Origin of the sequence: Alkalicoccobacillus gibsonii, assembly GCF_016798245.1 — a bacterium.
In the GTDB taxonomy this organism is placed as follows: domain Bacteria; phylum Bacillota; class Bacilli; order Bacillales; family Bacillaceae_D; genus Alkalicoccobacillus; species Alkalicoccobacillus gibsonii.
This window is the reverse complement of the sequence record NZ_JAEUZA010000001.1, coordinates 340,351-367,007: the sequence shown is the minus strand read 5'-3', so window position 1 is coordinate 367,007 and position 26,657 is coordinate 340,351. Positions and strand designations below refer to the sequence as shown.

Here is a 26,657-nt window from a genome sequence, read left to right as displayed (position 1 = left end):
TAAATTTAAAAAGGCGAATGATTCGATTGCAGGATCATTCGCCTTTCGCGATTTTATTTGAACAAGCGGAGGGAGAACCCGAGACTCCTACGGAACAGAACGTGGTGAAGACACTGTAGCGGCGCTTTTTCCGCGAAAGGGGCTGAGGCCGTTCCCGTGGAAAGCGAGGGATTCTCCTGTAGCGGATTATTTGCTATATTCATGTTTGACTCTCAACATTAATGTTATATTCTGCCCTCTTTTTATATTAAATTATTCGATTTAAGATACGCGATAACCTTTTCAACAAGGTTTTCTACAGGTTCTTTATCAGAATCTAAAATAAGCTCTGGGTGATTCGGTTCTTCATATGGTGAACTAATTCCTGTAAACTCAGGAATAACGCCTTCTCTCGCTTTTTTATATAAACCCTTTGGATCTCTTTTCTCACATTCTTCAAGCGAACAGCGTACATACACTTCAATAAATTCATGTTCCCCAAGCAACGAGCGTACGACTTGACGATCTTCCTTAAAAGGAGAAATAAATGCAGTTGAAACAAGTACTCCCGCGTCAACAAATAGCTTGGCTACTTCTCCAATTCTGCGAATGTTTTCTTTACGATCCTCATCTGAAAATCCTAGCCCTTTATTTAAGCCTAATCGGATGTTGTCTCCATCCAGAAGATATGAATGTTTTTCTTCTTGGAGTAGCCGTTGCTCCAATGCATTAGCAATGGTTGATTTACCAGCTCCAGATAAACCAGTAAACCAAATAACTGCACTCTTATGTCCTTTAAGTGCTTGACGTTTCTCCTTTGTAACCTCAGCTTGATGCCAGTATAAGTTTGAAGTTGTGTTCGTCATGACACGCTCACCTTCTGCATACCACGAATAAGAACTTCTACAACTTCTTTACGACTGAACTCTACAGGTGGAACTTCTCCATTCGTAAGCATTTCTCTAACTTTTGTACCAGATAGAATCACTCGGTCATCTGCATCATGTGGACATGTTTTTGTTGAAGCCATGTTTCCGCAAGCCTTGCAATAAAAGCTATGTTCAAAGAACAATGGACGAATTCCAAGATCTTCTTCCGTAAACTGATCAAAGATTCGTTGAGCATCATACGTTCCATAATAATCACCCACACCAGCGTGGTCTCTACCTACAATAAAATGGGTGCATCCGTAATTTTTTCGAACCAACGCGTGGAAAATCGCTTCTCTTGGTCCTGCATATCTCATCGCCGCCGGAAAAACAGCTAGGGATACTCGGTCTTTTGGGTAATAATGATCTAGGAGAACCTCGTAGCTCTCCATCCTGACATCGGCAGGAATATCATCTGATTTTGTTTCACCAACAAGTGGATTTAATAATAACCCATCAACGATCTCAAGTGCCGATTTCTGAATATACTCATGTGCCCTGTGAACTGGATTACGTGTTTGGAAACCAACAATCGTGCTCCAACCCTTCTCTCGGAAACTGGCTCTTGTATCTGCAGGATCGACATGATAGCTCTCAAATCTTCCTTTATCTAGTCGTTTCGTTAGAATAATTGATCCTGCTACATAGACAGGTGGACGCTCATACAATTTCTTTACACCAGGATGAGCTGGATCATTTGTACGATATACCTGTTCTGCTTCAAATTCTTTATCAGGTGTATACCATTCTGAAATGGTAATCGCTCCATACACTTCGCCGTTGAAGATCAATTTTGCTTCTTCCCCAGCAGTGAGTGTAGCAGCTGTTTCCTCTGTAACAGGCAGCGTAATTGGAATACTCCAAACCGTTCCGTCTGTAAGTCTCATTGAAGAGACAACCGAACGATAGTCCGCTTCATTTAGAAAGCCAGTCAAAGGACTAAACCCGCCAATTGCAATTAACTCTAAATCAGATAAGGCAAAAGAATCGAGCTCAATTTCCTTTTTTGCCTTAGATAGATCATAATCCGCTTGATACCGATTAACCAATTCTCCCCCGTGCGCTGAAATTGACGTCATATTACTCTCTCCTTTATTGATGTAATCCGCATTCCGTTTTATCTGTGCTTGACCATCTTCCACTACGACTGTCTTCACCCTCTGCAACAGGCTTTGTACAATGAGTACAGCCAATACTTGGATAGTTATGATCATGTAACGAGTTGTAAGGAAGCTTATGAAGCTTAATGTACATCCAGATCTCGTCTTCCTTCCAATGAATCAAAGGGCAGACTTTGACCGATTTAAATCGATTGTCTTGGTTGACATATTCAGTGTTCGCTCTTGTAGGTGATTGCTCTCTTCTTAAACCTGAGATCCATGCCGCTTTTTGACTCAGCTTACTATCTAATGGATCAAGCTTACGAATTTTACAGCAAAGGTCAGGATTTGTTTCCCAAAGCTTCTCTCCATGAATCTCCGCTTGCTCTTCAGGAGTGAGTCCTGGTTTCTCTAATTCTATCCTCAAGTCTGGATATTTCGCTTGAACTTCTTTTATGAGTGAATAAGTCTCTAGGAAATGAAAATCTGTGTCTAAAAATAAGATGTGGGCGTTTGGTTGTATCTTACTTATAAGATCAATCAGTACCATACTTTCCGCCCCGAAACTACAGGCATACACAAGTTCATCGCCATACATGTCAAAAGCCCAACGTAATATATCCAAGGTGTCTAGGCGAGCTAATGAGTGATTAAGCTGCTTAAACGCTTCTACATCGGTATTTTCATAGAGTACGAGTTTAGACATCTTCTCCTCCTTATTATTTTGCTTTTTCCACCCTTACTTTTTCGTTTTTTTCCATTTGAACGACTTTCCCGTCCTGGACAAAGATAGTTACTGAACCAAATTTAAGGTTTTCTAAAAGATCTGATAACTTATCGTAGACTTGTTTACTTGAGGGATCCATATGTGGCCTCCTTTTTCAAATAGCCAAACATAATTCCTTGTAATTTCATATGTTTTATTAGTTTAATAGTATTCTATCGATTAAGAATAGTGCTGTCAATGAACTTTCAAAAAAATCAGTTTAAAGATTCACCCGAAACTTGTTAAAATCTAGGATTTCAGCTGATTGTTTTTGGATATATTCCGTACGATATTTTTCTTTTAGACGTTTTTCAAATGTCTTTTTTGAAATGGGCCTTGGAGTCGACCAAGCAAGGGACTCGAGATTATCCCAACATTCATGCGTAATGATTTCTTGTTTATAATAATATGAATTCCCTGAAGGAAAGATCTCACAAATATATTTAACGGTCTGTTTTGTATGCATCAAAGCACCTCCATCCATAAGGATGACCGTTGCTCAAGTGATTTATTCAGCCGACTGGTCTTAATTGGAAGCGTTTTAGTTTTCTTGACAAAAAGCTAAATCTCTTAGTACGATAAGAGAAACAACTGGTATGATGCGCTTAGCCTCAAACCTCACCGATCCCCAAAAAGTAAACCGCACCTCAAAAATAATTAAAAAAGAAGTGATTTCCTTGTTCGATATCTTAAAAAACCAACAACTCATGGATAAAGAGATTGAAGAATTACTTATTCCCGCTGAAAAGGTCGCTCATGTTCAGTTAAATAATCCGCTTGAACACGCATTACTTGTATTAGTGAAATCAGGATATACTGCGATACCTGTTTTAGATACGAAGGATAAACTTCATGGATTGATTAGTAAATCAATCATTTTGGATTCACTGCTTGGTCTAGAATTTATTGAAGTCGACAAACTTCAAAACAAGATTGTAGCTGATGTCATGGAAACAGATGTACCAACTATTCAGCAAGATGCTACATTTGCACGTGCGCTAACCCTTTCTATTAATCATCCATTTATGTGTGTGGTTGATGAAAATGGCCTGTTTGTTAGTATTTTAACAAGGCGTTCCATTCTTGCCTTAGTCAGTAAATACCTGCATATGTAACAAAAAAAAGATGAGCGCATATTAGCGATCATCTTTCTTTGATTGGTGGAAAGCTTGTTGTATTTGTTTTTCTCTTGTTTTGAACATGTACGTAAGGATTTTATGGGACACAGTGCTCGGCACATTTGCAGCAAATTCAAGCTCGTCCGTCATAACGCTTTTTCCGTCCTCACGAGTAAAACGGTGAGTATGACGCCAATACGTAAATGGAAATGGTGGTTTCTCCGCGATATCTACGAAATAATATGGCTTTTTCACAGTCTCAATTGTGGCTCTCCAGTTTACCCCAATACCCCAAAGGCCTATCTTCATTTTAATTTCGCTGCCCTCAACCGACTCCGATTCAGCTTCTTTAATTCGAACCTTTGGAAATCGTTGAATTTTCGCGAGATTACGTGGATCTTGAAAAAAGTCCCAAACCTGTTTCATGGGTGCATCGATTGTTGTTTTGTAGGTATAGATGAGTCTATCCATAGTCTTTGCCCCTTTTATCTTGTCTGACCTTTTTTCGAAGTATATCACGAATTCAAATAAATAAACAAAAAGACGCACACGTTAACGCCTAAAGGCGATCATATTAAGCATAGATATTCACTAAAAGACCCTTGATCTCCCCTACTTTGCTTAAAATATCTAGGCTCGTTTTTTGTTTATCCAATACATCGTTTGTAAGGTCGATTAACTTACGATCAACCTCTTCAACAAGCTTGTAAATTTTCGTGCGACCACGCCTATTAAAACCACGGCGTTCTTCTAAGCTTAACCCATGCTTTACCGCGTCATCCATGAATTCTTTTACAAGCTTTTTATACGTATGAAGCTCGTCAATTGTTCTTGTCTCAGCAAGTACCTTGCCTTGGTCCTCTACTTTATGCATAAGCTTCGTTAACTGCTCGATCGCTTTATCTGTACGCTGTTTGTTCATCACTTCTGAAAACGTGGTAGAGGGTTGAACTTCAGCCTTTTTCCGATCCACTTTATGGACTCCGGTCCTCATAATCCGCTCTACGTCCATCTGGTTCACGCCTTTCTATGATCATTTTCACTTTGAAAAAGACGAAAAGGACCATGCCTTCTCGTCTACTCATTATTGTAACAGCTGCAGGACACCTTGTGGAAGCTGATTTGCTTGTGCCAGCATCGCTGTTGCTGATTGATTTAAGATGTTGTTACGCGTGAACTCCGTCATTTCAAGCGCCATATCAGCATCACGGATTCGCGACTCTGACGATGTTAAGTTCTCTTTAGTCACTTGAAGGTTGTTGATTGTGTGCTCAAGGCGGTTTTGGATGGCTCCGAGAGTGGAGCGGTTCTTAGAGACGGTTTCAATTGCCTTGTCTAATGCCTCAATAGCCTTTTCTGCTGCGGCATTTCCACTCAAAGGCGGCTCAGTACTAGCTATAACACTTATATCATTTATACCAAGAGTTGTTGAATTTATTTCAGGAATTGAAAATTCTACAGATTGATCAGCGTTTGGCCCAATCTGAAACTTTATATTCTGTAAAGTACCATCTAATAAAGTTTTAGAGTTAAATTCTGTTTTTTCAGAGATAGATGTTATTTCTGTCCTTAATTCAACTATCTCTGCCTGAATCTGCTCTCGATCAAACTCATCATTCGTATCGTTCGCTGCCTGCACAGCAAGCTCTCTCATTCGTTGAAGCATGGAATGTACTTCCTGCATAGCCCCTTCTGCTGTTTGCATGAGTGATACGCCGTCTAGTGCATTGCGTTCTGCCATATCAAGACCACGGATTTGTGAGCGCATTTTTTCGGAAATGGCAAGACCTGCTGCGTCATCTGCGGCACGGTTAATACGCAAGCCTGATGATAGCTTTTCAAGGTTTTTTGATGTATGAATTTGGTTTTGACTTAGGTTTCGGTATGCATTTAAAGCTTGAATATTATTGTTAATTTTCACGAGTTTCGCTCCCTCTTCTTATTCGTATGAAGCCATTTTTTCATATGCGTTCGTTTGCTTATAATTCACACGGTCGTTCGCGACACGTTTATCCTTAACTGCTTCAATCATCGCACTAAATAAGGACAATATGATTTCATGTACATGTTGGATGCGTACTCTGTCTTTTAATAGGTTAGCTGTAACCACTTCATCTGCTAGATAGTTATATAATTGTTCTAGCTGATCAGCTAGGATGCCCGCCTCGTAATTAATACCAACGCCAAGACGTTCAAGTATATCGTTTGTTTTTTGTAAGTGCTTATTTGCTTGTTCAAATCGATCATGTTCAATATGATTCTCTGCCGATTCAAGATTATTAAGTGCTGCTTCATATAGAAGCAGTGTGAGTTCTTGAGACGTCTTTTTGTGCAAGGTCTCTTGAGAAATTAATGGCACAAGATCACTCCTTTATCTCATCTATTATATCGGCATCCTTTGTTTAATCTTAATAGCTTTCTTCCATCTCTTCGATTAATAATAAGATCTCTGCCATGACTGAATATAATTGTGGTGGGATGTTATCTCCTAGATCCATATCTAATAAGCTCGAAAGCAGGGAAGAATCTTCTTGTAAATGGACGTTATGTTCCTTAGCAAGCTCCATCATTTGCTTGGCGACTCTTCCTCTTCCTTGTGCTACAACCTTTGGTGCAGACCCTTCATCCTCGTAACGGATTACGGCAGCAGATGGACCGCTTGCTTGTTTTTTCTGTTTAAGATTGACGTATTGAAATTGGTTCATATTTTAAGATCAAATCCTTTATCACTGGAATAGACTTGGTTTTTAGGTGACTGAATGGATTCCGGGTTTTGATTCTTTGAAAAAGGCGAGAATGAAATGGAAGAAATGGAATAACCAACTTCCTCTACTTTGGCTATGGCTTTTTCCACAAGTGGCTCCATCTTTAATCTGAAATCTTTCTGGTCGTTCGTTAGGGTGACAGATAGCTGTCTTTGAACTGCTTTAATTGAGATGCCAATTTCCCCGAGCTTTGGTGTTTCCATTAGGAAATATAAACTACAATTCTGCCAGTCTACTTGTTCGCCTTCTTTTTTAGATTGAATGTAGCATTGAAGCTGTTCTACTTTTTGCTCAAGAACTAATGGAAGCTGAAAGAACAAGCTTTGAAGTGGTTGAGCATCCTGTTTACTTAAAAGCTGTTGACCTGTTACATGTTGAAGAGCCTGGCTTGCCAACTGTGTTGTTTTCCCACCATCATCCTGACTTCTCACTAATTGCATCAGAGACTGCTTTAAGTTTCGTTCAAGTGGTACATCCTTTTGAGATTCTCTTTGGCTAAATTTCTGTGCGAAATCTGCCTCTTGATTAAGACCTAATTGTTTTATAGCTTCAAAAGTGCCTCTTGCCGTACCCGCCTTCGCTTTAGCAGCTGCTTCTTCCATTTGGAAAAGCGGAGTGGTTTGAGATTTTTTATGATCTTGATTTAATTGCTGTAGAGCGCTCTCAGCCACTACCTTAGTCTCAGATGGCTTGTATGTAATGCTTTCTACCTGCTTTTGAACCTGTGCAACAATGTCTGCCGCTTGTTGACTTCTTCCAGCAGAAAGATGCTGCCTTGCTTCAGCTAACTTGCTACTAGACAGCATTAATTGCTTTTCTGTTTTCATGTCAGCAAATTGCATCGCTTCGCCGCGCAATATGGAATGATCTAATTTACGTATAATCGAGTCTAGTTGATTTTTGGATGCATGCGTGTCTGTTCGATTGGGCGTCGTTAAGTCAACTTGGATTTGTCTAAGCGTTCTGACTGTCTCGCTTTGAAAATCCTTAAATTCGTTCGTCAATTGAGCCATTTTATCAGTAACAGTTGTGACAGCAATCTGTTTGCTATGTATCGGCTGAACTTGCTCACTTAGCATGAACCGGTCGTTTCTTTCTTCAGGTTGAAACTGATTGAGTTGAGTCGGAAGGATCGATAACTCCGCTTCTATAGCTGTTGAAAGAACGGTTCTTGCGGCCAGCTCCCTTCCTGCATTTAAACGTGTGCTCGCAACCTCAAGCTGATCACTAAGTCTACGTATTTGGTCACTTTCCAAAATCAGTTGTTTTTGCAAGACTGACTGGATCGATTCAATTGCTTTATGAGGATTTTCTTCCAATTCTATTGTTTGGGCTAATTGGTTTAATTGATCTTTTTGTTGTAAAACAACTTTAGGTACTTCTGGAGTTTTGAACGTATCAATAGGTTCAACCGACTTGGGTTGTTCAAGCTTCCCTTGAAAGTCCTGATCTGTTTGAATTGTTTTAGAAATTAGCCTGGAGACCTGATCAATCTTGTCTACTGAGATCGCTTGACTGAGTTGAGACTTAAACTCTGTTACTAAAGCCTGTTGAACATTTGATAACTGTTTTCCCGATGTTAATTGAAGTAATTGTTGAAGAATCCTATCTTTTAAACTTGTTATATTCTGATCTTTTGGTTGAAGCTGTTGTTCAAGACCTTTGACGATGTCGTTTAATGGTTTTCCTGTCCTGGTCTCGTGTATGGCTTGCAAATGAGATTCGCGAATGGGCAGATCTTTAGAAAGTAACGCTTCAACTGTTTGAAGTTTTGGCTGATCAGATGATGATTTCAAGAAATTTGCTAGCTCACGAATTGTCTCTTCTGAAAGAGGTCTTCCACTAGCTTGAACGAGTGTCATGGCATCTAGTAATAAACCAGTCGGTCGATTGACCCCTGACTTCATTGCTGCCTCCATAAGAGAGCTCCTCGATTTAAGGATAGTCTCATTTGATGGAGACTCGTTAGCATCAATAAAAGACTGAGACCCTGTACTAAGCTTTGGTGATTGAGATGCTTCCTTCGAATTCCATTCTTGAACACGGATCCCATCCTCATCTACTGAAGTCACTATGAAAGTGGCTGAATTTGACGTAGGCATCTTACCGTCTACCTTAACCGTTAATTCTTTTCCACGTACGTTTATCGTTGCTTCTGTTTCAGAGATCGGTTGAATCGAAGTACCACGCAACACTTCTCCCTGCTTTAACGATTTCTCAGTGGGAACTACATTCCTACTAGTTAGAGGATTCACCTGCATATCATACACTCCCGCCCTACAATCTGTTACTTAACATATCGGTCATTTAACTCTTCTAATTAATAGAGTATGCCTACACTTATTCCTGTTGATCCGGTTTTTCAAGGCTTGTCCCCCGTAACGAACGTTGTTCAATCCATTTTCTTCTTGCCTCGTACCCGTTTGCTCCTTTAATCAGAGCATGCTGACCAAATTTATCCTGAATGGTTTGCATTGCTTGTTGAATTTGATAATCCTTTTGATCTTTTTCTTGGGTGAATAAGTTTAATTGTTTAAATGCATCCTGCTTATCAACAAGATCATATGTACTAATCCCAAGGAGTCTAATAGGCTTATTGTTCCAGGCCCGCTTAAATAGTGCTTTAGCGCGAAAGTAGATTTCATCTGTTGTATGAAAAGCATCTGAGACCTTCTCACTTTTATTTGTTATTTTCCAATCGTGATATTTAATCGTAAGTTGTATACCATATGCAACAACATTCTTTTTCCCTAATCGGCTACTAACTGAATCAGCTAGCTGTTTTAAGATGGTTTCAATCTTTTGTTCATTTGATGTATCTCTAGGTAAAGTTGTAGAGTTACCTATGCTTTTAAATTCGTGAATGGAGTCTGGATTTACGGGTCGGTTATCATGACCCTGGGCTCTTTTTTGGAGCTTAAGCGCCGTAGACCCAAACTTCTCCGCAATAAAAAGAGGATCTGCTTGAGCAAGATCTCCAATGGTAAGAATATTTGCCTTTTCCCACTTACTAACTGTCTTTTTGCCAATTCCTTGCATCTCGTGAATCGAGAGTGGCCAGAGCTTTTCAGGTAATTCTCTTTTTCGTAGGATGGTAATTCCATTCGGTTTTTTCATATCACTCGCCATTTTAGCAAGAAACTTATTTGGTGCGATGCCAATACTACAAGGGAGATTCATGTCTCGGAGTAAATGCTCCTGAATTTGTTCTGCTAATACGTAAGGATGAACCTGCCCATGATATTGAGTCACATCCATATACCCTTCATCAATTGAAACCGGTTCAACTAACGATGTATAGGAGCGCAAGATTTCAAACATGTTTCTTGATGCCGTACGATAGCGATCAAAGTTTGATTTAAGTAAGATAAGCTCAGGACACACTTTCTTTGCCTGCCAAACAGGCATAGCGGTTCTTACACCTTTTGCCCGTGCTTCATATGTACTAGTAACAATAATGCCCCGACGATCCTCCACACTTCCAGCTACTGCAACTGGTTTGCCTCTTAATTCCGGTCTAAACGATAGTTCAACCGAAGCAAAGAAGCTATTCATATCGACATGAAATAAGATACGCATGGAAAACCCCTCCTTCTACACTCTATTATACGAAAGAATGTTCGTTTTTAAAAGAAAGTTTGCTTGCAACTTGATAACGAATGGTATAAGGTGGTATTATACTAGGTTATTAATAAATTCCCCCTATGTATACGGGAGGTGCGGCAGAACATGACCTTTATAGTGAACCATACGATATCAGAGTACGACATCACTTTACGAAAGGTATTTACTTATCTCCGCCTGCACAAACAAACGACAGGATTTACGCCTACCATTACTGAAATATCTGAACAAATTGGAGATACTGAAGAAATGATCTTAGAAAGTTTAGAATTTGGTCAAACGAACAATCTCTCTATGACATTCCTTCATTAATATCATGAAAAAAAGGACATGCTTTTGGGCAAATGTCCTTTTTTGTATATCTATACCTCTTGAGTAATGGCTATGATTGCCTCTGCTGCTTTCACTAATTCTGCAAGTGGCATTTTTTCATCTGTTGTATGAATGTTTTCATACCCGATCGCAAGGTTTACAGTAGGAATGCCTAGACCGGCGATGATGTTCGCATCACTTCCGCCTCCACTTTCAAGCAACCTTGATTCCCTACCTATCTTCTTCATTGCAGCTTGTGCGATTTGTACGACTTGATCTGCATCAGATTTCTTATAACCTGGATACGTAATCTCAACATTTACTTCTGCCGATGTCCCCATCATGTTAGCTGCTTCTTCAAACGCCTGCTTCATTTTTTCAACTTGCTTATGAAGTTTCTCTTCTTCTAGCGAACGCGCTTCAGCAAGTACCTCGACGTAATCACATACAATATTGGTTTGACTTCCACCTTCAAAGCGCCCAATATTAGCCGTTGTTTCTGAATCAATTCTTCCTAAAGGCATTTTAGATACAGCTTTTGCTGCTACCGTTATTGCAGAGATCCCTTTTTCGGGCTCTACTCCAGCATGTGCTGTACGCCCAAAAATTTTGGCATGAATCTTTGCTTGAGATGGTGCAGCAACAATGATATCCCCAACTGGTCCATCACTATCAAGTGCATATCCAAATTTAGCTTGGATTCGGTCTTTTTCAAGCACTCTTGCACCCACTAGACCAGACTCTTCACCAACCGTAATGATAAATTGAATGGTACCATGCTCCAGCTTCTCTTCTTTTAAGACTCGAATCGCTTCAAACATCGCTGCAAGTCCTGCTTTGTCATCTGCTCCTAGAATGGTTGTTCCATCGGTTACAATATAACCGTCTTCTTCCTTTGGTTTGATTTGTCTACCCGGAACCACAGTATCCATATGTGAGGTAAAGTAAATAGGAGTGCGGTTGCTTTTGTGATCTGTAGCCGGAAGAGTGGCTATTAAATTGCCTGCACCATGTCCTGTTTGAGCAGCTGCATCATCTTCGTACACTTCTAGACCTAGCTCTGAAAATGATTTTTTTAGATGCTTGGCGATCTCACCTTCATTACCAGTTTCTGAATCAATTTTCACAAGTTCAATAAATTCTTCTTTTACTCTTGTTTCATTTATCATATGTATGTTAAGCCTCCGTTTCCCTTTTATCCTACAGCAAAATCATTTCTGTTACACGTGTGACCTACTGCTTCTGGCAAACTTCTAACAAGACACCATGCGTTTGAGTCGGAGAAATAAAAGCGATATGAGCTCCATTTGCTCCCTTAGTGCTTTTGTCTTTTGTAAATTGAATGCCTCTTTCAGTGAGCGTATGCATCGTTTGATCGATGTGACTCGTTCCTAGCGCAAGATGATGAATGCCTTCACCACGTTTTTTGAGAAATAAGGCGACTGGACTCTCTTTTGTCAGTGGTTCTATCAATTCAATCATTAGTGAGCCAGAAGAAAAGAATGCCACATTTACTTGTTGATCATCCACTGTTTCTTCTTTAATTAAATTCAAACCAAGCGTTTGTTCATAGAACTTCTTTGCTTGCTCGATAGAATGAACAGCGATGGCTATATGAGCCCCGGTATCCTGCCATTGGATTGTCATTTCTTTCTCCTTTTTTAGTTGATACTCTTGTCCGATTGCATCTAAGCAAGTAAAATAGGACGTAGAAGATTTTGTTTATAGGAGTGTGTTGAATCGATGCAAAGAAAAGGATTACAAAAAGTTGTGATTTATATCATGCTTGTTGCGATTATATTAAGCGGAATGTTTATGGGAGTTGCAGGTCTGGGAGGCTTATAATAGTGGGAAAAGAAACGCCAATCTTGGTGTTTCTTTTTTTCATTTCTTAATTCTTCAGGGCCCCATGCTGCTTACCTAATTCCTCGAATGAGATGGATTGATCCGTTATGAGAATCTTAGTACCAAGAGGAATCTGATCATACAGCTGTTCAATCGTCTCATTTGTTAAACGAATACAACCAGAAGTCACGGAATAACCGACGGAATGAGGTCGGTTTGTACCATGTACACCGTATGTTCTCCCCTCTGTATCTAATGCATCAAAACCGATCCATCTACTTCCAAGAGGATTGTTCTTATCTCCACCTGGTATATTCTTCTTTCGATAATACGGATTATTTGCCTTAACCGTAACAGTAAACAAACCAAGTGGTGTTTGACTCGCTTGCTTACCCGTTGCAGCCGGAAGTACTTCTTTTACCGTATTATCATGAATAAAAGCGAGTTGATTTGTAGAAACGTTTACGATTAAAAAAGGATCCCCATTTATTGGATTCTCCCCAATCGGCCAAATTGGAGAAGCCACAATCATGAGAATCGCAACGAGCATTTTGAACACCAGAAAACCCCTCCTTTTCTAGTGTTAGAATGCTCTTTTTTTAACGTTTGTATCCTTTTTTTCATTCCATAAAGAGTCTTTAATCAATAAGTACTGTTGTAGCTCATGCATGATATAGGCAAGGGCAGATCGAACTTCAAACTCTTCTCTTGTAGTGGGCAACTCCATCTCTTTAAACGTTTCACGCATCTTCTCTAATTGTCCTAAGAAGTACGGCACATGATTGGTTGGACTCACTGCCTTACTTAACTCTTCTAGAAAGTCTGCAAGATTTTCGCTTTGTGACACGGATCCGTGAATTGTTGTGATGAATGGCATTAAGCGTTCGAGAATTTCAAATTGCTTTTCTCTCATTTGGAAATAATGAAAGTACTGATCTTCTTCTTTGAGGATTTGATTATTCCTCTCACGAATCGCCAAGTTCTTGCTTTCATCTAATAAACGTACTGTGTCTGAAATTTCCGCGCCAATCCATTCACTGTCTCCTTTACGAATGTACGTAGAAAATTCGTAAAGAATTAAGCTAAAGTTTTGCTCAATTTGCTTTTTAAATACTCTTAGTTGACGCTCACTGCTAGGCATATATAAATTCATTAGTAAGGCCGTCCCTATGCCAATCACGACCAGAAGAAGTTCATTCATAAAAAGATCAACGGTTGCATTCGCATGCGTATAAATATGGAGCACAATGACCGAACTTGTAACAATCCCCAAACTAAGTCGAAGTGCAACTACAAAAGGTATGAATAATACCATAAATAACCCGAGAACAATTGGTGTATAACCAAGTAATTCAAAGATACCCATACTAAGAATCATTCCTAGGAGACAGGCAGCAAAACGATGCCAGGATACTCTTAATGAGTTTTTCCTTGTGACTGAAATACATAGTATCGTAATTACGGCAGCTGACCCAAAAGAATCTAACTGTAATGCTTGTGAAATGGCTGTTGCAACTAAAACGCCAATTGCTGTTTTTATCGTGCGATAGCCAATTTTAAATCTCATACGTGCGTTCATCTCCTTATCATCGGTCTTATTTTAACATGCCTGGAGGTGAAATAAACATAGGCTAAGGCTTCATCCTATCGTTTTAAACAAAGAAAAAAGGCATCCCGCTTAACGGGATTGCCCACTTTAATCATCATATAGATATGATTACATATCTGAATCGTCACCCATACCATCATTCATTCCATCGTCCTGCATTTCATCTTGACCCGGATCAGCCGGTTCCATCGGATCTGTACCATCCGTCTCACCATCTCCGCAAGCCGCTAACATTCCTACTGAAAAGATACCTGCCATCATACTATACATCAATTTTTTGCTCATTATGATTTCCTCCTTCAGTGATTTTGTTATACTATCTTGCTTACTTTTCATTTCCCGCCTCACAGGATCGTAATCGCTTTCACACTGAATTTAGAGATCTCTTTACATTTCTACAAAGTACCCAAAAAATAACATGTCTATTTTCACAAACTTGGACATGTATTAGTAAAAGACAAAATGAACGGATGGAAAGGAAGGAGTTCTTTGATCACTGCGATTTCAGCTATCGTTTTGGGGATTTCTCTTGCTGCTCCTGTTGGCCCTATTTGCTTGGAGATTATTAATCGAACGCTTAGAAATGGCTTTTTAGGAGGAATTGCTGTTGGTATTGGTGGAATGACTGCAGACGCACTCTTTATGACAACCATTTATTTTGGTCTTGGATCGATACTTACCCATATTACGACACAAGCAATCCTTTATTTATGCGGTTGTTTATTTCTTGCTTATTTAAGCGTTCGGACCTTTAAGAAAGCTCCTCAGTCTTTATGGAAGGATCGTCACTTAATTCGCCCCAAGAAATCAATCTTTTGGAAATGTTTTTATACCGGTTTATTCATTGCTCTCATTAATCCAATCAATATCATGTTTTGGTTTGGAATCTATGGCTCAGTATTAAGTGAGATCGTAGAACGATCAAACGGCTTGTTCATTTTATGGTATAGCTTACTCATTTTCACCGGAATTCTACTATGGAATTTAAATCTGTCCTTTTTAACACACTTCTCGTCATTTTTAATGAAAGCAAAGGTATTAAAAGGGTTAAATGTTGTTGCTGCAACGATGCTTGCTTTCTTCTCTCTTCACTTCGGTATTCAATTGTACTACTTGATTTCATAGGTACCATTACCGATAATGAAACTATATCGTTGTTGGAGGAGGAATCACACTGTGCGTTATAAGCGTGATGAAAGCTTTCGTTATACATTTGAACCATCTATACGTGGAACATTTCACATCCTAACGTTGAATGGACAAGAGGTTCAAATGGCAGAAGGTGAGCTTTCAATTCTTGACCTTAGTCCAGGAGGCATTCGCATGAAAACCCAATACAAATTACCGGATCCGGCTTCCTATACGATTATATTGGAAATTCAATTTCATATGGAGGATCATCCTCTTTGTCTTAAAGGATCCGTCCAATGGATGAAACCGGTTGCTAGTGACTACCAGTATGGACTAGAGCTCTTATCTTCTGACAAAGAAAAAGAAGATGTAATTGGTGCGTTAAAACGCTTTGCTCTTAATCATCGTTCTTAACACTTCTCAACAGGTATCAGTCATGGACAGAAACGAAACAAAGACGAAGGTTCCACTCAGGATCCTTCGTCTTTGCTTTATAGATGAACTAATCTGCTTTTTTCCGTTCTGATTCTTGTAATTCCTGTCTTACTTCATCGTACACATCCTCTTTTAATTCCTCGTAAATATCCTCTTTAATATCTTCCTTAACCTCAGACTTGATGATCTCAAGCTGCTCTGAACGTTTTTTTCGCTTCTCATACCCTAAATCTCGTCCCATCATAATGAACACAGATACAATCATTAAGATAAGGATACAAGCAAACGGTAAGGCAGCTGAAAGTGCAGCGGTTTGTAGGGCATCTAGTCCCCCATCGCCACTTATTAATAAAACAGAAGCTGTCGCTGCAATTAACACTCCCCACATAACCTTTAGCTTATTTGCAGGATTCAACCGACCATTTGACGTCATCGAACCTAAAACAAAGGAAGCTGAATCAGCTGAGGTAACAAAAAAGATTAGGATGAGAATAATAGCCATTCCGCTTACAAGGCTCGTTAGTGGAAGTTGTTCGAGTAGAACAAACATCGCGTTTTCTACATCTGTTGAGACAACATCTGCAAGACCGGCTCCTTGATACATTTCAAAGAACAACCCAGATCCTCCGAATACACTAAACCAAATTACAGCCAAGACCGTTGGTACAATTAACACTCCCGCCATAAATTCTCGTACTGTTCTTCCCTTTGAAATACGAGCTATAAACAGTCCGACAAAGGGAGACCATGATACATGCCAGGCCCAGAAAAAGATGGTGTTTGTGCCTAACCACTCACTTTCACTGTATGGTGTCATCGTGAAAGACATAGAAACCACGTTTGATAGATACCCACCAAATGTATTAACCATGTTCTCTAAAATAAATAAGGTAGGTCCTGTGAAAAGAACAAACAATAAAAGCAGGGCAGCAAGAACTAAATTTATATTACTTAATCGTTTAATCCCTTTATCAATCCCTTTAACTGCTGAAAAAATAAATAAGATCGTCACAACAAGAATGACCGCTAATTGTATGTAAATTGAATTAGGTAATGAGGTCACGTAAGAAAGTCCACCAGTTATTTGCATAGCACTTAAACCGAATGTTGTTGCCACACCTGCACACGTTGCAATGACTGCAAACACATCAATCAGCTTCCCTACCCACCCATTCACTTTATTCCCAAGTAAGGGATAAAAAGCGGAGCTAATCAAAGCAGGTCTTCCTTTTCGAAACTGAACATACGCCAATGTTAATCCAACAATGGAAAATGCTCCCCAAGCATGTAGCCCCCAATGGAATACACCGTATCGTATGCCAGACTCAGCTGAGTCTACTGTTGCTGGCTCTATTCCAACAGGTGTATCAAGATAATAAAGCAATGGCTCTGCTACGCCAAAGAAGACAAATCCAACTCCAAGCCCCGAGGCAAACAACATCCCAACCCAGGACAACCAGGAATGCTCTGGTTTCTCCCCTTCTTTCCCTAAACGGATCTTTCCGAAAGGAGACACCGCCAAGCCAAGTCCAACTAAAACAAAAGCAGATAATAAGAGCATATAAAACCATCCAAAGGTTTCAATAATCCAATCAAGTGCTGCACCTGAGGCATTTCCAAGTGAGCTCGGTGAAACAGCACCCCATAAAATCAATACTGTAATTATACTTGTAGAGATGTATAGCACACTTTTAGAAGATGAAGATGATTGCTTTGATTCTTCCATATGTACAAATCCTCTCCTTTTTTTAAAGATCTATATTCCTTTCCCCTATCAACTATGGAATAAAACTACTTACGAAATAATTTATAGATCTCCTCCCCCTAACTTGCTATCGACTGCGATTTATAACATATAGGAGGTGATAAGATGAATCAACGTACAAGATTAACTCTTCAGTTTGTGATTGGGCGTGGCAATGATGGAAAGGACCTTCTGGCAACAAAATCCTTTCATAACATTGACGGGGAAGCCAGTGATGCCGCGATCACAACAACTGCACATGCACTCATTAGCTTGCAGCAGTATCAGATTTTCAGTGTCGCTCGTCAGAACACGTACAGTCTAGACTAAGAACTAACAAACAAAAAGGAGGAAAAACATGAGCAAAAAAATTGACTTATTATTCGAAGACCAAATGGGAAAGCAGGTTACCATTTCTGTTGATCATCCGATTGAACCAGTGGACGCACAGCTGGTACAATCAGTGATGGAGACGATTCTCGCGGAGGATGTGTTTCTAGCTTCGGGAGGAAAATTAACCACTATAAAAGGCGCTAGATTAGTCCAACATGAAGTCACAGCTATTCCTTTAGGCATTTAGACATGAACGGCGTTGAACTCTGGGTGCCTCTGATTAGTGAATATGGATTCCCGATTATGGTCACACTCTATCTACTTAATCGATTAGAGAGAAAGTTAGATAAAGTGACTGAAGCCGTTGAAGCCTTACCAACAAAGCTATCGTAAGCTCCAACTGAGTTTGACCCTCTCCGCAAATCCGGGAGAGGGTTTTAAGCGTATTCTTCTGAGAATTGTACACAATATGATATAGTAGACTTTCCACTACATGAAGAGTCAAGAAAGGGATGAGTATCCATTGACCGAAACCGCATTTCAACAAGCTACGTTCGCTGGAGGTTGCTTCTGGTGTATGGTTAAACCATTTGATTCGTATCAAGGTATTGAATCAGTCGTTTCTGGCTATACGGGTGGAACAACGGTAAATCCTACATATGAGGAAGTTTGTAGTGAATCAACAGGTCACTATGAAGCTGTGCAAATAACATTTAATCCAGCTGAATTCTCCTATGAGTCGTTATTAGATGTATTCTGGCAACAGATTGACCCTACAGATCCAGGTGGACAATTCTATGATCGTGGTCATTCATACAAAACCGCTATCTTTTATCACTCAGACGCTCAAAAAGAAGCTGCTATCGCATCAAAAGAACGTCTTCAAGCAAGTGGGCGTTTTGATAAACCGATTGTGACTGATATTCTACCTGCGAGTACCTTTTATCCAGCTGAAGAGTATCACCAAGATTATTATAAAAAGAATCCAATCCGCTATAAAATGTACCAAAAAGGATCTGGGAGAGAAGCATTTACTAAGTCAAACTGGGGGAATAAATAATGTCACAAAAACCTTCAAAAGAAGAATTAAAAGCGAAGCTCACACCTATTCAATATGAGGTCACTCAAAACAACGGAACAGAGCAGCCCTTCCGTAATGAATATTATGACCACGAGGAAGACGGCATCTATGTTGATATCGTTTCTGGGAAACCTCTTTTCAGCTCAACAGATAAATATGACGCTGGATGCGGCTGGCCAAGCTTCACTAAACCAATCGTAGAAGAAGAAATTCTCGAAAAAGAAGATCGCAGTCATTTTATGGTGCGTACCGAGGTCCGCAGTAAAGACGCCGATTCTCACCTTGGCCACGTGTTTAATGATGGACCAGGACCAAATGGCTTGAGATATTGCATTAACTCTGCCGCCCTCCGTTTTGTTCCGAAAAGTGATTTAAAAAATGAAGGGTACGAGCTTTATCTTAAGCTTTTTGATGAATAAATTAATTCTTGGAAGACGAATGTCCCTCAAAAGACATTCGTCTTTTTTTGAGTTCTATCAATGTATAACGTTTTCATTTAAGGAAATTCGATTTTCTGTTATGATATGAGTGTTGAAAATAAGTGAAAAAGGGTGAGACATGTTGCAAACACGTACAGAAAAAGACACGATTGGTGAAATTCAAGTACCTGCAGACCGTTTTTGGGGAGCTCAAACACAGCGTAGTTTAGAGAACTTTAAAATCGGTGAAGAGAAAATTCCATTAGAAGTAGTCTACGCCTTTGTTCATCTAAAGAAAGCAGCCGCTATTGTAAACGGTTCATTAAAAGGATTAGAAAAAGAAAAAGTGGACGCGATCACTTACGCTGCCGACCAGATTCTTGACGGACAGCATGATGATCACTTTCCGTTAGTCGTTTGGCAAACAGGAAGTGGAACACAGTCTAATATGAATGTGAACGAAGTTATTGCCTACATAGCGAACCAGTGGTTAACTGAAAATGGTCACGATCTGAAGGTACACCCAAACGACGATGTAAACCGTTCTCAAAGTTCAAATGATACATTTCCTACAGCGATGCACGTAGCCACTGTTATATATGTAGAACAACACCTACTACCTGCAGTAAAAACATTTACAGAAACACTAGCAGAAAAAGAAAAAGCATTTGAGAATGTGATCAAGATTGGTCGCACACATCTACAAGATGCAACGCCTTTAACGTTTGGTCAAGAAATTAGTGGCTGGAAGCGTATGCTTGAAAAGTGTAAAGTGATGATTGAACAAAGCACTGATCACGTAAGAGAACTAGCAATTGGAGGAACCGCAGTCGGAACAGGACTTAATGCTCCTCCTGAATTCTCTGAGCAAGTGTCTGCACAAATTTCTAAGCAAACAGGTGTGACATTTAAATCCGCAGCGAACAAATTCCATGCTTTAACAAGTCATGATGAACTGGTTCACCTTCATAGTGCATTAAAAGCACTAGCTGCAGATGCATTTAAGATTGCCAATGACATCCGTTTGCTTGCGAGTGGACCACGTTGCGGCATTGGAGAAGTCATTATTCCTGCAAACGAGCCAGGAAGCTCAATCATGCCAGGTAAGGTGAATCCTACTCAAAGTGAGGCACTTACGATGGTTGCCACTCAGGTGTTTGGGAATGATGCATCCGTTGGTTTTGCAGCAAGTCAAGGTCATTTCCAATTAAATGTATTCAAACCAGTCATTATCTTTAACGTACTTCAATCTCTTCGCCTGTTATCAGATGGCTTAGTAAACTTTAACGATAAGTGTTTAGTTGGTCTTGAGCCAGATGAAGAGAAAATGACACAATATCTAAATGATTCGCTTATGCTTGTTACGGCTTTAAACCCTCACATCGGGTATGAAAATGCAGCTAAGATTGCTAAGAAAGCACACGCTGAGCGTACAACATTAAAAGAAGCAGCAATCAGCTCAGGATTATTAACGGAAGAAGAATTCGAAGCTGCTGTACGTCCTGAGGACATGATTCATCCAAAATAAACAAAGTAAAGACAGGCTGGATTAGCTCCCGCCTGTCTTTTAAGTATTTACCTCTTCGTCAGTAACTGACTCTTTTCTTCCATACCTTGTAGGAGTAAAAATATCATCTAGATGTACATTGTACACTTGAGCAATTAGCTTCGCCCTTTCAGCGCTAATCTGTCGTTTCCCACTTTCAATTTGCGACAAATAGCCAGCTGAGATTCCTATTTCCCGAGCAGCAACTTCCAAACTGTATCCAAGGTTTTGTCTAGCCTTCTTTACTAAGCTCATCTCGTTCACACCCTGACCCTCAAATCATTGTTATATACTCTTCATGATTATAATTCATTTTGCATAATCGTCAATTCATTACGAATAGTAAATTAATAATAATTGGCACTTTGCGTTTTGCAAAGTATAATAAAGTGACACAACAATGAAATGGAGAGATCCTTACCTATGTTTTCATCTCGCCTTAGAGAACAACGATTAAAACACAATTTAACGATGAAGCAACTAGGAGTGAGAGTCAATCTAGCTGCTTCGACCATATCAGGCTACGAGAATGGGATCAGAAAACCCGATATTAGCATTTTGTATTTATTCGCTGATACGTTTGATGTTTCTGTTGACTATCTTCTTGGAAGAACAGATATTAGTCAACCTAATCACATTGCGATGATTAAAACAGAAAGTGACCAACTATTAACTGTCAGTTTAGAAGAAATGGAATATTTAAAAGAGAGTTTATTTGTTTTTCGCAAGTACAGACAGCTTACACTTAAAAGGCACTAAATCGTTTCGTCGTATGTGTATCGAACCACATACTTATTTGATTTGAGTTTCTTGATCTCAACGAGCGGCCCAATTTCATAGCCATTATGCCAATTATCCTCAATCTTTGCTTTTAGACAACCCGCTTGAAATTTTGAATAAAACACTTGTTTATAATATATCCAGCGAGGCAACTCTGATTTCATCTTCCCAACTTCTCCTTATCTTAATCAAATCGTATAGTAAGCAATGATCTTGCTTTTCTATCCGATTAAATCTTCTTCTTCTCTTTTTCTAATATCGACTAGTCGACGATTTTCTTCCAGATCTCTAATGCGATGTGCAAGTCTCGCCGAGGCACTCGCAGCAATACTTGCCACAAGATCATCTAGAAACGTATTCACATGTTCTTTTCTCTTGTCCAACTCATGTATAATTCCTACTTTTTGTTTATCTAAATATCCGAATGTTGTAACAGCAATACTTCCAAAGCCAAAAACAGACCCTAGAGCAATCGTTTCATCCACACCAAATAATCCTTCGTCTTGTTTTACCATGCTTAGGAGTGGTTCACTCAACAGGCCTTTTTCAGCCAGTTCATCTAATTCAACCCCAACTAATATCGCATGTTGAATCTCTCTTTTTCTGAGAACAGCATCTGTACTTTCAATGCAAGAAGCCATGTCTAAATTTTCAGCATATGGCTTCTGAAGATCAAAGACAATCTCAGCAATAGCTTCTATTGTAACACCACGATCTATAAGCTTTTGTCTAGCAGCCTTTTCAACCGTTTGACACGGTACTCTTTCTAACATTGTAACCGCCTCCCTTATATTCTATTCTACCACAAGGGCAGATTCATCGCTTTTTAGAGAAGTTATGATAAACTAATGAGTACAATACATTCTGAAAAAAAAGTTATTAACTGATAAAGAAAGGTGATCTCATCATGGCCACACTTCATGGAACGTTGGAAGACACGGTGATTCATAGTAGCTATTTGGACGATGACGTCCCATTACTTCTATATTTGCCACCTAACTATACACCACTCTCATCTTATGATGTATTAATCTGCCAAGATGGAAAGGATTATTTTCAGTTAGGAAGAATTCCTCGTCAAATGGAAAAGCTTATGGCAGATTATGATGTTCGTGAGACGATTATTGTTGGTGTACCTTATCCTAGTGTACCTGAGCGAAGAGAGCGTTACCATCCTGAGGGCAAACGCTCAGAAGCATACCGAAGATTCTTGGCTTTTGAATTGCTTCCATACTTAGATGAGCATTATCCTACTCATCCATTACCATCAGCCCGAACGCTAGCTGGTGATTCGCTGGCCGGAACCATCTCTTTTCTTACTGCCCTAGAATACCCAACTCTTTTCGGTCAAGTGATGATGCACTCACCATATGTGGATCAGCATGTGTTAAATGCAGCTAAAAATCATTCGTATACGAACAGTTTATCAATTTACCATGTGATCGGTTCCGAGGAAACGGTTGTACAAATGACAAATGGTGAAGAAGCTGATTTTCTCACTCCTAATCAAGAGTTATCACACATTTTAAAAGCAACTCCTGCGACTTACAGCTTTAGAGTTTTTGAAGGAAATCATACGTGGACCTATTGGCAAAAAGATTTACCACATGCTCTAAAAACAATGCTCCCCTTTTAATTTCTAACATATAGGAGGAATGAAACCATGTATCATGTGATCCTTTTTCCATCGCCATCCGTACAAGATGAAGCAAATTCGTTTAGAAAAAGATTTGATTCTCAATATGCGCTTATTCCTCCTCACATTAAACTAACAGATTCATTTGATTGGAAGGAAGATCAATTACAGCAACTGATCCAGTCACTTAATCAGCTTGCACATGATCTTTCACCAGTTATTGTTGAGATCTACAAAGCTGATTCATTCAGACCACTTTCTCATAAGATTTTCTTTAAAGTTCGTAAACATGAGACGTTAGATGCCTTATACCAACAGATTAATCAGCTTATCCATCCTCAAAAAGATGACTTTCAAGTCTTTGTGCCACATATTACGATCGCACAGGATTTACCTGAAGCTGAACATGATGACTTAATTGGACAATTTCAAATGAATCCTTATACTCACCTTGAAGAGGTAACAGAATTTCACCTTGTAAAACAGGGCAAAGATGATAAATGGGAAACTGTGAAGACGTTTTATCTAAAGGGAGAATAGCAGAATGAAACAACAGACGTGGAACATTCTCACTGCGACAAATACATCTGAACTTAATGATGCATTTTCAGTGAGAGAAAAGGTTTTTATAGATGAGCAAGGCGTATCAAGTGATCTTGAAAAGGATGAGCAAGATGCAACGGCCACTCATTATGTGTTATATGATGAGTCTGGACAACCGGCTGGAGCTGCGAGAACTCGTCATATAGATACGTATGCTAAACTTGAACGAGTATGTATCTCAAAGGAGCTTAGAGGCCAAGGCGCCGGAGCTGCTCTAATGAAACATATTGAGCACGAGCTAACAAATCAGCACGTACCAACAGCTAAGCTAAACGCACAAGTACATGCTGTTAGATTTTACGAGCATCTAGGGTACTCTATCTGTTCAGAAGAATTTCTGGATGCTGGCATTCCACATCTTACAATGAAAAAGCAGCTAATTAAGGCAGAAAACCCGGCTCACTAGTAGCTGGGTTTTCTCATTAAGATTGTAGTTTGCTTTGAACTGATTCTAACTTACTTGCCATCGTTTGCTTTTTGTCACGTCTATCATCAATTCGTATGTTTGTCGCGACTCTTTTAATCCCATGCTCAAAAGGTACTTCATGAATCGCTTCTAGAACTTTAAAGAGCACTGGAAGTTCCCCTTCTATTAGTGTACTCATTGGTGTTAACTGAAAGGTAATTTGATCTCCAAATGATTCTAACACACGTTGAATATTTACCACGTAGTCACTCACGCTTGGCCCTTCTGTTCCAATTGGTATAATTGTTACATCAACAATAGCCATATTCGTTGTTCTCTCCTTTTTCATTCGTTTAATACGATGCGGAAACTCCATTTCAGCTAGCTGTCTATAGGATGTGATAGCCGCTAGCAAATGATGCCGATCTGGTTCAGTTGTCGTGATCGTTCGTTGCAGGAAAGCAGAAACCTTACTAATATAAATTTTTGGCCAGGCTTTCATTAGCCTCTCAGTAAGTATTGCCGGTATAAGGCTCCCATATGAAGAAATCATCAAGGCTGTTGATCCATTAATTTGTGCTGCAATAAGAAGCAATGCTCCAAGGCAAACACTCGTAAAATAAACAACCACAACATTTGTTGAGCAGCCTCTGTTTACGATTGAAGCTCGATTGATTGCTTTTATTCTTACTTTCGAGATTAAGCCTTTATAGCTGAATACTTTATGTTCAGCCCCATGGTATTGACGAAGGCTTTTAGGGAACAAAAAGTGCATGCCAAAGGCTAAGTACAGTAATGAATAGACAGGTAAGCCACTTACATTTAAAAAGATAGGCGGTAAGAAGATACCTAAGACACATAAGATCGGTAATATAATAAAACGAGCAGGTATGCTGATAACTAACTCTTTGACCATCTTTAAGGTTGTACGAAAGGAAACAGGCTCAATCCAACTATGTAGGACTCCTTTATGATGGCTGGCACAGGAAACGTACTGGCTTGTCATATAAAACACTCCAGATTGGAAGGACATTCCTCTAACGAACATATTGTTCTACCTGAATGGGTTCCACCCAATAGGGGACATTTGTTGCTTCTCCGAATGTTGGTTGATCGAATGTGGCATCCTCTTTCTCAAGTGGCGCATGCTGTGTCCACGTATGTAATAAGTGTACGTTCAGTTCGTCAAGAGATGCTTCACTTGACTCAAGATCAATAAGTAAAGTACCTCTATTCCCGTAGCTTTTATTTTCCACAAGCTCAGTTGGAAACGAGACAATCCAACCATTATCTACTTCCGTCCCTTCTTCCTCAAGCAGAATTCCATCAGATGCATGAAGCTCTACTTTAATCCCTTCTACTGGCCCAACCACACTTAAATAGTCATCTCCAAACATACCATCAACAGGCATACCTGGCCATTCCCAGGATAATTCAACGGTTTGTCCGGCCTGTGTGCCTGTCCATTCAATGTTTCCCTGTAAATCTTCGTTGGTCCATTCACTTGCCTCGTCTGACTGAAGGAAGGCGTACCCTCCAAATCCCATGACAAGCATTAATACGACAGGTAATACAAAAACGATCAAATGATTACTCTTCGTTTTCATCTTTTTCCTCCATTGTTGTGGTCCCTTCTACGTTACCATGAATGGACAGCTTAGAGAAAGCAACATGATTAAAAAAATCGCCAGTTTACTGGCGATGACGATACGCTGAATGATTAAGTGGACCAGAACCGCGACCTATCGAAAATCCTTCTCTTATGGCACAAGTAACAAAATCTTTTGCCGTACTTACTGCTTCATGAATTGAATGGCCTTTTGCAAGTCCAGCTGCAATGGCCGACGCGAGTGTACACCCTGTACCATGCGTATGGGGTTGATCAATTCGCTTCATAGGAAAGTGGGTAAGTGTATGACCATCATATAAGAGATCAACGGATTCTCCACCAGGAAGATGTCCACCCTTCAATAAAATACTTTTTGCGCCCCACTCATGTAACTGGTAGACGGCTTTCTCCATTTCACTTACGGTGTTAATGGAAGCCCATCCAAGCATACGTGACGCTTCAACTAGATTTGGTGTGACTACTGTAGCTAAAGGCCATAAACTATTTTTTAATTCGTCTATGGCTTCGTTCTTTGTGAGTTCAGAGCCTGTTGTTGATCCAAGCACAGGATCAATCACTAGATTGTTCACGTTATAATCACGAATGTACGTACTGATGGATTGAATATAGTCAGCAGATACTAGCATTCCTGTTTTAACAGCATCTACTTTGATATCACTAAAAACCGACTCCAGCTGATCATTTAAGATATTAAGTGAGACTGGATGGGCGGCTTGCACGCCGACCGTATTTTGAGCTGTAATAGCCGTAATCACGCTTAAACCGTATGTATCAAGCTCTTGAAACGTTTTTAAATCAGCCTGTATACCGGCTCCTCCTCCACTATCAGAACCGGCTATTGTTAATACCTTGGGTAAAGTCATGAT

Annotated in this window: 39 protein-coding genes; 15 read left to right on the top strand and 24 right to left on the bottom strand. The window is 39.7% G+C overall.

Annotated features, from left to right (window positions below):
- Window positions 1-242: 242 nt before the first annotated feature.
- The 5 genes from cysC to JNO66_RS02015 all read right to left on the bottom strand — a co-directional run bounded on the left by cysC (window position 243) and on the right by JNO66_RS02015 (window position 3,240).
- Window positions 243-845, bottom strand: a complete 603-nt coding sequence (gene cysC, locus JNO66_RS02035; RefSeq protein WP_203086531.1) for an adenylyl-sulfate kinase — start codon at window positions 843-845, stop codon at window positions 243-245.
- Complete coding sequence (sat, locus tag JNO66_RS02030; protein WP_203086530.1) at window positions 842-1,987, bottom strand: sulfate adenylyltransferase; 1,146 nt, start codon at window positions 1,985-1,987, stop codon at window positions 842-844. The genes cysC and sat overlap by 4 nt, the downstream gene beginning before the upstream one ends.
- 13 nt (window positions 1,988-2,000) lie before the next feature.
- Window positions 2,001-2,714 carry a phosphoadenylyl-sulfate reductase gene (locus JNO66_RS02025; RefSeq protein ID WP_203086529.1) on the bottom strand — a complete coding sequence of 238 codons (714 nt, stop codon included), beginning with the start codon at window positions 2,712-2,714 and terminating at the stop codon, window positions 2,001-2,003.
- Window positions 2,715-2,727: 13 nt separating this feature from the next.
- A complete protein-coding gene (locus tag JNO66_RS02020; RefSeq protein WP_203086528.1) occupies window positions 2,728-2,874 on the bottom strand; it encodes a YezD family protein in 147 nt (48 codons plus the stop codon).
- Between the two features lie 120 nt (window positions 2,875-2,994).
- Window positions 2,995-3,240: a hypothetical protein gene (locus tag JNO66_RS02015; protein ID WP_203086527.1), complete on the bottom strand. Its 246-nt coding sequence runs from the start codon at window positions 3,238-3,240 to the stop codon at window positions 2,995-2,997.
- Window positions 3,241-3,451: 211 nt separating this feature from the next.
- Between JNO66_RS02015 and cbpB the strand changes: the two genes are divergently transcribed.
- Window positions 3,452-3,889 (top strand): cyclic-di-AMP-binding protein CbpB, encoded by a 438-nt coding sequence (gene cbpB, locus JNO66_RS02010; protein WP_273753140.1) that lies wholly within the window; start codon window positions 3,452-3,454, stop codon window positions 3,887-3,889.
- Between the two features lie 21 nt (window positions 3,890-3,910).
- Here the strand turns inward: cbpB and JNO66_RS02005 are convergent, their stop codons facing one another.
- The 7 genes from JNO66_RS02005 to JNO66_RS01975 form a co-directional block, all read right to left on the bottom strand.
- On the bottom strand, window positions 3,911-4,363 hold the full coding sequence (locus tag JNO66_RS02005) for an SRPBCC family protein (RefSeq protein WP_203086526.1): 453 nt from the start codon (window positions 4,361-4,363) through the stop codon (window positions 3,911-3,913).
- Between the two features lie 103 nt (window positions 4,364-4,466).
- Entirely contained in the window at window positions 4,467-4,904 is a 438-nt protein-coding gene (locus tag JNO66_RS02000) for a YaaR family protein (protein WP_203086525.1), read from the bottom strand.
- A gap of 72 nt (window positions 4,905-4,976) precedes the next feature.
- Window positions 4,977-5,813 (bottom strand): flagellin N-terminal helical domain-containing protein, encoded by an 837-nt coding sequence (locus tag JNO66_RS01995; protein ID WP_203086524.1) that lies wholly within the window; start codon window positions 5,811-5,813, stop codon window positions 4,977-4,979.
- Between the two features lie 18 nt (window positions 5,814-5,831).
- Window positions 5,832-6,251 carry a flagellar export chaperone FliS gene (locus tag JNO66_RS01990; RefSeq protein WP_203086523.1) on the bottom strand — a complete coding sequence of 140 codons (420 nt, stop codon included), beginning with the start codon at window positions 6,249-6,251 and terminating at the stop codon, window positions 5,832-5,834.
- Window positions 6,252-6,300: 49 nt separating this feature from the next.
- Window positions 6,301-6,597, bottom strand: coding sequence for an EscU/YscU/HrcU family type III secretion system export apparatus switch protein (locus JNO66_RS01985; protein WP_203086522.1), 297 nt, complete (start codon window positions 6,595-6,597; stop codon window positions 6,301-6,303).
- Window positions 6,594-8,918, bottom strand: a complete 2,325-nt coding sequence (locus JNO66_RS01980) for a hypothetical protein (protein WP_203086521.1) — start codon at window positions 8,916-8,918, stop codon at window positions 6,594-6,596. The genes JNO66_RS01985 and JNO66_RS01980 overlap by 4 nt, the downstream gene beginning before the upstream one ends.
- A 79-nt stretch (window positions 8,919-8,997) precedes the next feature.
- Window positions 8,998-10,236, bottom strand: a complete 1,239-nt coding sequence (locus JNO66_RS01975) for a DNA polymerase IV (RefSeq protein ID WP_203086520.1) — start codon at window positions 10,234-10,236, stop codon at window positions 8,998-9,000.
- A 162-nt stretch (window positions 10,237-10,398) separates the two neighbouring features.
- Between JNO66_RS01975 and JNO66_RS01970 the strand changes: the two genes are divergently transcribed.
- On the top strand, window positions 10,399-10,593 hold the full coding sequence (locus tag JNO66_RS01970; RefSeq protein ID WP_210340743.1) for a hypothetical protein: 195 nt from the start codon (window positions 10,399-10,401) through the stop codon (window positions 10,591-10,593).
- Window positions 10,594-10,643: 50 nt separating this feature from the next.
- Here JNO66_RS01970 and JNO66_RS01965 read toward each other — a convergent pair whose 3' ends face one another.
- A complete protein-coding gene (locus tag JNO66_RS01965; protein WP_203086518.1) occupies window positions 10,644-11,762 on the bottom strand; it encodes a M20/M25/M40 family metallo-hydrolase in 1,119 nt (372 codons plus the stop codon).
- A 64-nt stretch (window positions 11,763-11,826) separates the two neighbouring features.
- Window positions 11,827-12,240, bottom strand: a complete 414-nt coding sequence (gene mce / locus JNO66_RS01960) for a methylmalonyl-CoA epimerase (protein ID WP_203086517.1) — start codon at window positions 12,238-12,240, stop codon at window positions 11,827-11,829.
- Between the two features lie 96 nt (window positions 12,241-12,336).
- Between mce and prli42 the strand changes: the two genes are divergently transcribed.
- Window positions 12,337-12,438: a stressosome-associated protein Prli42 gene (gene prli42 / locus JNO66_RS20975; protein ID WP_203086516.1), complete on the top strand. Its 102-nt coding sequence runs from the start codon at window positions 12,337-12,339 to the stop codon at window positions 12,436-12,438.
- Between the two features lie 46 nt (window positions 12,439-12,484).
- Here the strand turns inward: prli42 and JNO66_RS01950 are convergent, their stop codons facing one another.
- From JNO66_RS01950 to JNO66_RS01940, 3 genes are all read right to left on the bottom strand, one after another.
- Window positions 12,485-12,988 (bottom strand): L,D-transpeptidase, encoded by a 504-nt coding sequence (locus JNO66_RS01950; protein WP_203087477.1) that lies wholly within the window; start codon window positions 12,986-12,988, stop codon window positions 12,485-12,487.
- 33 nt (window positions 12,989-13,021) lie between these two features.
- A complete protein-coding gene (locus tag JNO66_RS01945; protein ID WP_203086515.1) occupies window positions 13,022-14,005 on the bottom strand; it encodes an aromatic acid exporter family protein in 984 nt (327 codons plus the stop codon).
- 150 nt (window positions 14,006-14,155) lie between these two features.
- Window positions 14,156-14,332 (bottom strand): hypothetical protein, encoded by a 177-nt coding sequence (locus JNO66_RS01940; RefSeq protein ID WP_203086514.1) that lies wholly within the window; start codon window positions 14,330-14,332, stop codon window positions 14,156-14,158.
- Between the two features lie 204 nt (window positions 14,333-14,536).
- Between JNO66_RS01940 and JNO66_RS01935 the strand changes: the two genes are divergently transcribed.
- On the top strand, window positions 14,537-15,172 hold the full coding sequence (locus JNO66_RS01935; RefSeq protein ID WP_203086513.1) for a LysE family translocator: 636 nt from the start codon (window positions 14,537-14,539) through the stop codon (window positions 15,170-15,172).
- 51 nt (window positions 15,173-15,223) lie between these two features.
- Window positions 15,224-15,592 carry a PilZ domain-containing protein gene (locus tag JNO66_RS01930; RefSeq protein ID WP_203086512.1) on the top strand — a complete coding sequence of 123 codons (369 nt, stop codon included), beginning with the start codon at window positions 15,224-15,226 and terminating at the stop codon, window positions 15,590-15,592.
- An 88-nt stretch (window positions 15,593-15,680) separates the two neighbouring features.
- Here JNO66_RS01930 and JNO66_RS01925 read toward each other — a convergent pair whose 3' ends face one another.
- Window positions 15,681-17,339, bottom strand: a complete 1,659-nt coding sequence (locus JNO66_RS01925; RefSeq protein WP_203086511.1) for a BCCT family transporter — start codon at window positions 17,337-17,339, stop codon at window positions 15,681-15,683.
- A 144-nt stretch (window positions 17,340-17,483) separates the two neighbouring features.
- Between JNO66_RS01925 and JNO66_RS01920 the strand changes: the two genes are divergently transcribed.
- The 6 genes from JNO66_RS01920 (at window position 17,484) to fumC (ending at window position 20,718) form a co-directional block, all read left to right on the top strand.
- On the top strand, window positions 17,484-17,687 hold the full coding sequence (locus tag JNO66_RS01920) for a DUF1659 domain-containing protein (protein WP_203086510.1): 204 nt from the start codon (window positions 17,484-17,486) through the stop codon (window positions 17,685-17,687).
- Between the two features lie 28 nt (window positions 17,688-17,715).
- A complete protein-coding gene (locus JNO66_RS01915; RefSeq protein ID WP_203086509.1) occupies window positions 17,716-17,937 on the top strand; it encodes a DUF2922 domain-containing protein in 222 nt (73 codons plus the stop codon).
- Between the two features lie 2 nt (window positions 17,938-17,939).
- Complete coding sequence (locus tag JNO66_RS01910; RefSeq protein ID WP_203086508.1) at window positions 17,940-18,083, top strand: YvrJ family protein; 144 nt, start codon at window positions 17,940-17,942, stop codon at window positions 18,081-18,083.
- Between the two features lie 100 nt (window positions 18,084-18,183).
- Window positions 18,184-18,750 (top strand): peptide-methionine (S)-S-oxide reductase MsrA, encoded by a 567-nt coding sequence (gene msrA / locus JNO66_RS01905; protein WP_203086507.1) that lies wholly within the window; start codon window positions 18,184-18,186, stop codon window positions 18,748-18,750.
- Window positions 18,750-19,190, top strand: coding sequence for a peptide-methionine (R)-S-oxide reductase MsrB (gene msrB, locus JNO66_RS01900; protein ID WP_203086506.1), 441 nt, complete (start codon window positions 18,750-18,752; stop codon window positions 19,188-19,190). The genes msrA and msrB overlap by 1 nt, the downstream gene beginning before the upstream one ends.
- A gap of 142 nt (window positions 19,191-19,332) precedes the next feature.
- Window positions 19,333-20,718, top strand: a complete 1,386-nt coding sequence (gene fumC / locus JNO66_RS01895; RefSeq protein WP_203087476.1) for a class II fumarate hydratase — start codon at window positions 19,333-19,335, stop codon at window positions 20,716-20,718.
- 39 nt (window positions 20,719-20,757) lie between these two features.
- Here fumC and JNO66_RS01890 read toward each other — a convergent pair whose 3' ends face one another.
- Window positions 20,758-20,991, bottom strand: a complete 234-nt coding sequence (locus JNO66_RS01890; protein ID WP_203086505.1) for a helix-turn-helix domain-containing protein — start codon at window positions 20,989-20,991, stop codon at window positions 20,758-20,760.
- A gap of 168 nt (window positions 20,992-21,159) precedes the next feature.
- Between JNO66_RS01890 and JNO66_RS01885 the strand changes: the two genes are divergently transcribed.
- Window positions 21,160-21,495, top strand: a complete 336-nt coding sequence (locus tag JNO66_RS01885; RefSeq protein ID WP_203086504.1) for a helix-turn-helix domain-containing protein — start codon at window positions 21,160-21,162, stop codon at window positions 21,493-21,495.
- On the opposite strand, the gene JNO66_RS01880 is transcribed toward JNO66_RS01885, so the two are convergent.
- Window positions 21,492-21,680 (bottom strand): hypothetical protein, encoded by a 189-nt coding sequence (locus JNO66_RS01880; RefSeq protein ID WP_203086503.1) that lies wholly within the window; start codon window positions 21,678-21,680, stop codon window positions 21,492-21,494. The two genes, JNO66_RS01885 and JNO66_RS01880, sit on opposite strands and share 4 nt — an antisense overlap.
- 57 nt (window positions 21,681-21,737) lie before the next feature.
- On the bottom strand, window positions 21,738-22,289 hold the full coding sequence (locus JNO66_RS01875) for a phosphatidylglycerophosphatase A family protein (RefSeq protein ID WP_203086502.1): 552 nt from the start codon (window positions 22,287-22,289) through the stop codon (window positions 21,738-21,740).
- A 134-nt stretch (window positions 22,290-22,423) separates the two neighbouring features.
- On the opposite strand from JNO66_RS01875, the gene JNO66_RS01870 reads away from it, so the two are divergent.
- The 3 genes from JNO66_RS01870 to JNO66_RS01860 are packed head-to-tail and all read left to right on the top strand — an operon-like array spanning window position 22,424 to window position 24,161.
- Window positions 22,424-23,152 (top strand): alpha/beta hydrolase, encoded by a 729-nt coding sequence (locus JNO66_RS01870; protein ID WP_203086501.1) that lies wholly within the window; start codon window positions 22,424-22,426, stop codon window positions 23,150-23,152.
- 27 nt (window positions 23,153-23,179) lie between these two features.
- Window positions 23,180-23,692 carry a 2'-5' RNA ligase family protein gene (locus JNO66_RS01865; RefSeq protein WP_203086500.1) on the top strand — a complete coding sequence of 171 codons (513 nt, stop codon included), beginning with the start codon at window positions 23,180-23,182 and terminating at the stop codon, window positions 23,690-23,692.
- A 4-nt stretch (window positions 23,693-23,696) separates the two neighbouring features.
- Window positions 23,697-24,161 carry a GNAT family N-acetyltransferase gene (locus JNO66_RS01860; RefSeq protein ID WP_203086499.1) on the top strand — a complete coding sequence of 155 codons (465 nt, stop codon included), beginning with the start codon at window positions 23,697-23,699 and terminating at the stop codon, window positions 24,159-24,161.
- Window positions 24,162-24,177: 16 nt separating this feature from the next.
- On the opposite strand, the gene JNO66_RS01855 is transcribed toward JNO66_RS01860, so the two are convergent.
- The 3 genes from JNO66_RS01855 to thiD all read right to left on the bottom strand — a co-directional run bounded on the left by JNO66_RS01855 (window position 24,178) and on the right by thiD (window position 26,654).
- Window positions 24,178-25,167 carry an MTH1187 family thiamine-binding protein gene (locus JNO66_RS01855; RefSeq protein WP_246483148.1) on the bottom strand — a complete coding sequence of 330 codons (990 nt, stop codon included), beginning with the start codon at window positions 25,165-25,167 and terminating at the stop codon, window positions 24,178-24,180.
- A gap of 31 nt (window positions 25,168-25,198) precedes the next feature.
- Window positions 25,199-25,768, bottom strand: a complete 570-nt coding sequence (locus JNO66_RS01850; protein ID WP_203086497.1) for a hypothetical protein — start codon at window positions 25,766-25,768, stop codon at window positions 25,199-25,201.
- An 85-nt stretch (window positions 25,769-25,853) separates the two neighbouring features.
- Window positions 25,854-26,654, bottom strand: coding sequence for a bifunctional hydroxymethylpyrimidine kinase/phosphomethylpyrimidine kinase (gene thiD, locus JNO66_RS01845; protein WP_203086496.1), 801 nt, complete (start codon window positions 26,652-26,654; stop codon window positions 25,854-25,856).
- Window positions 26,655-26,657: the final 3 nt, after the last annotated feature.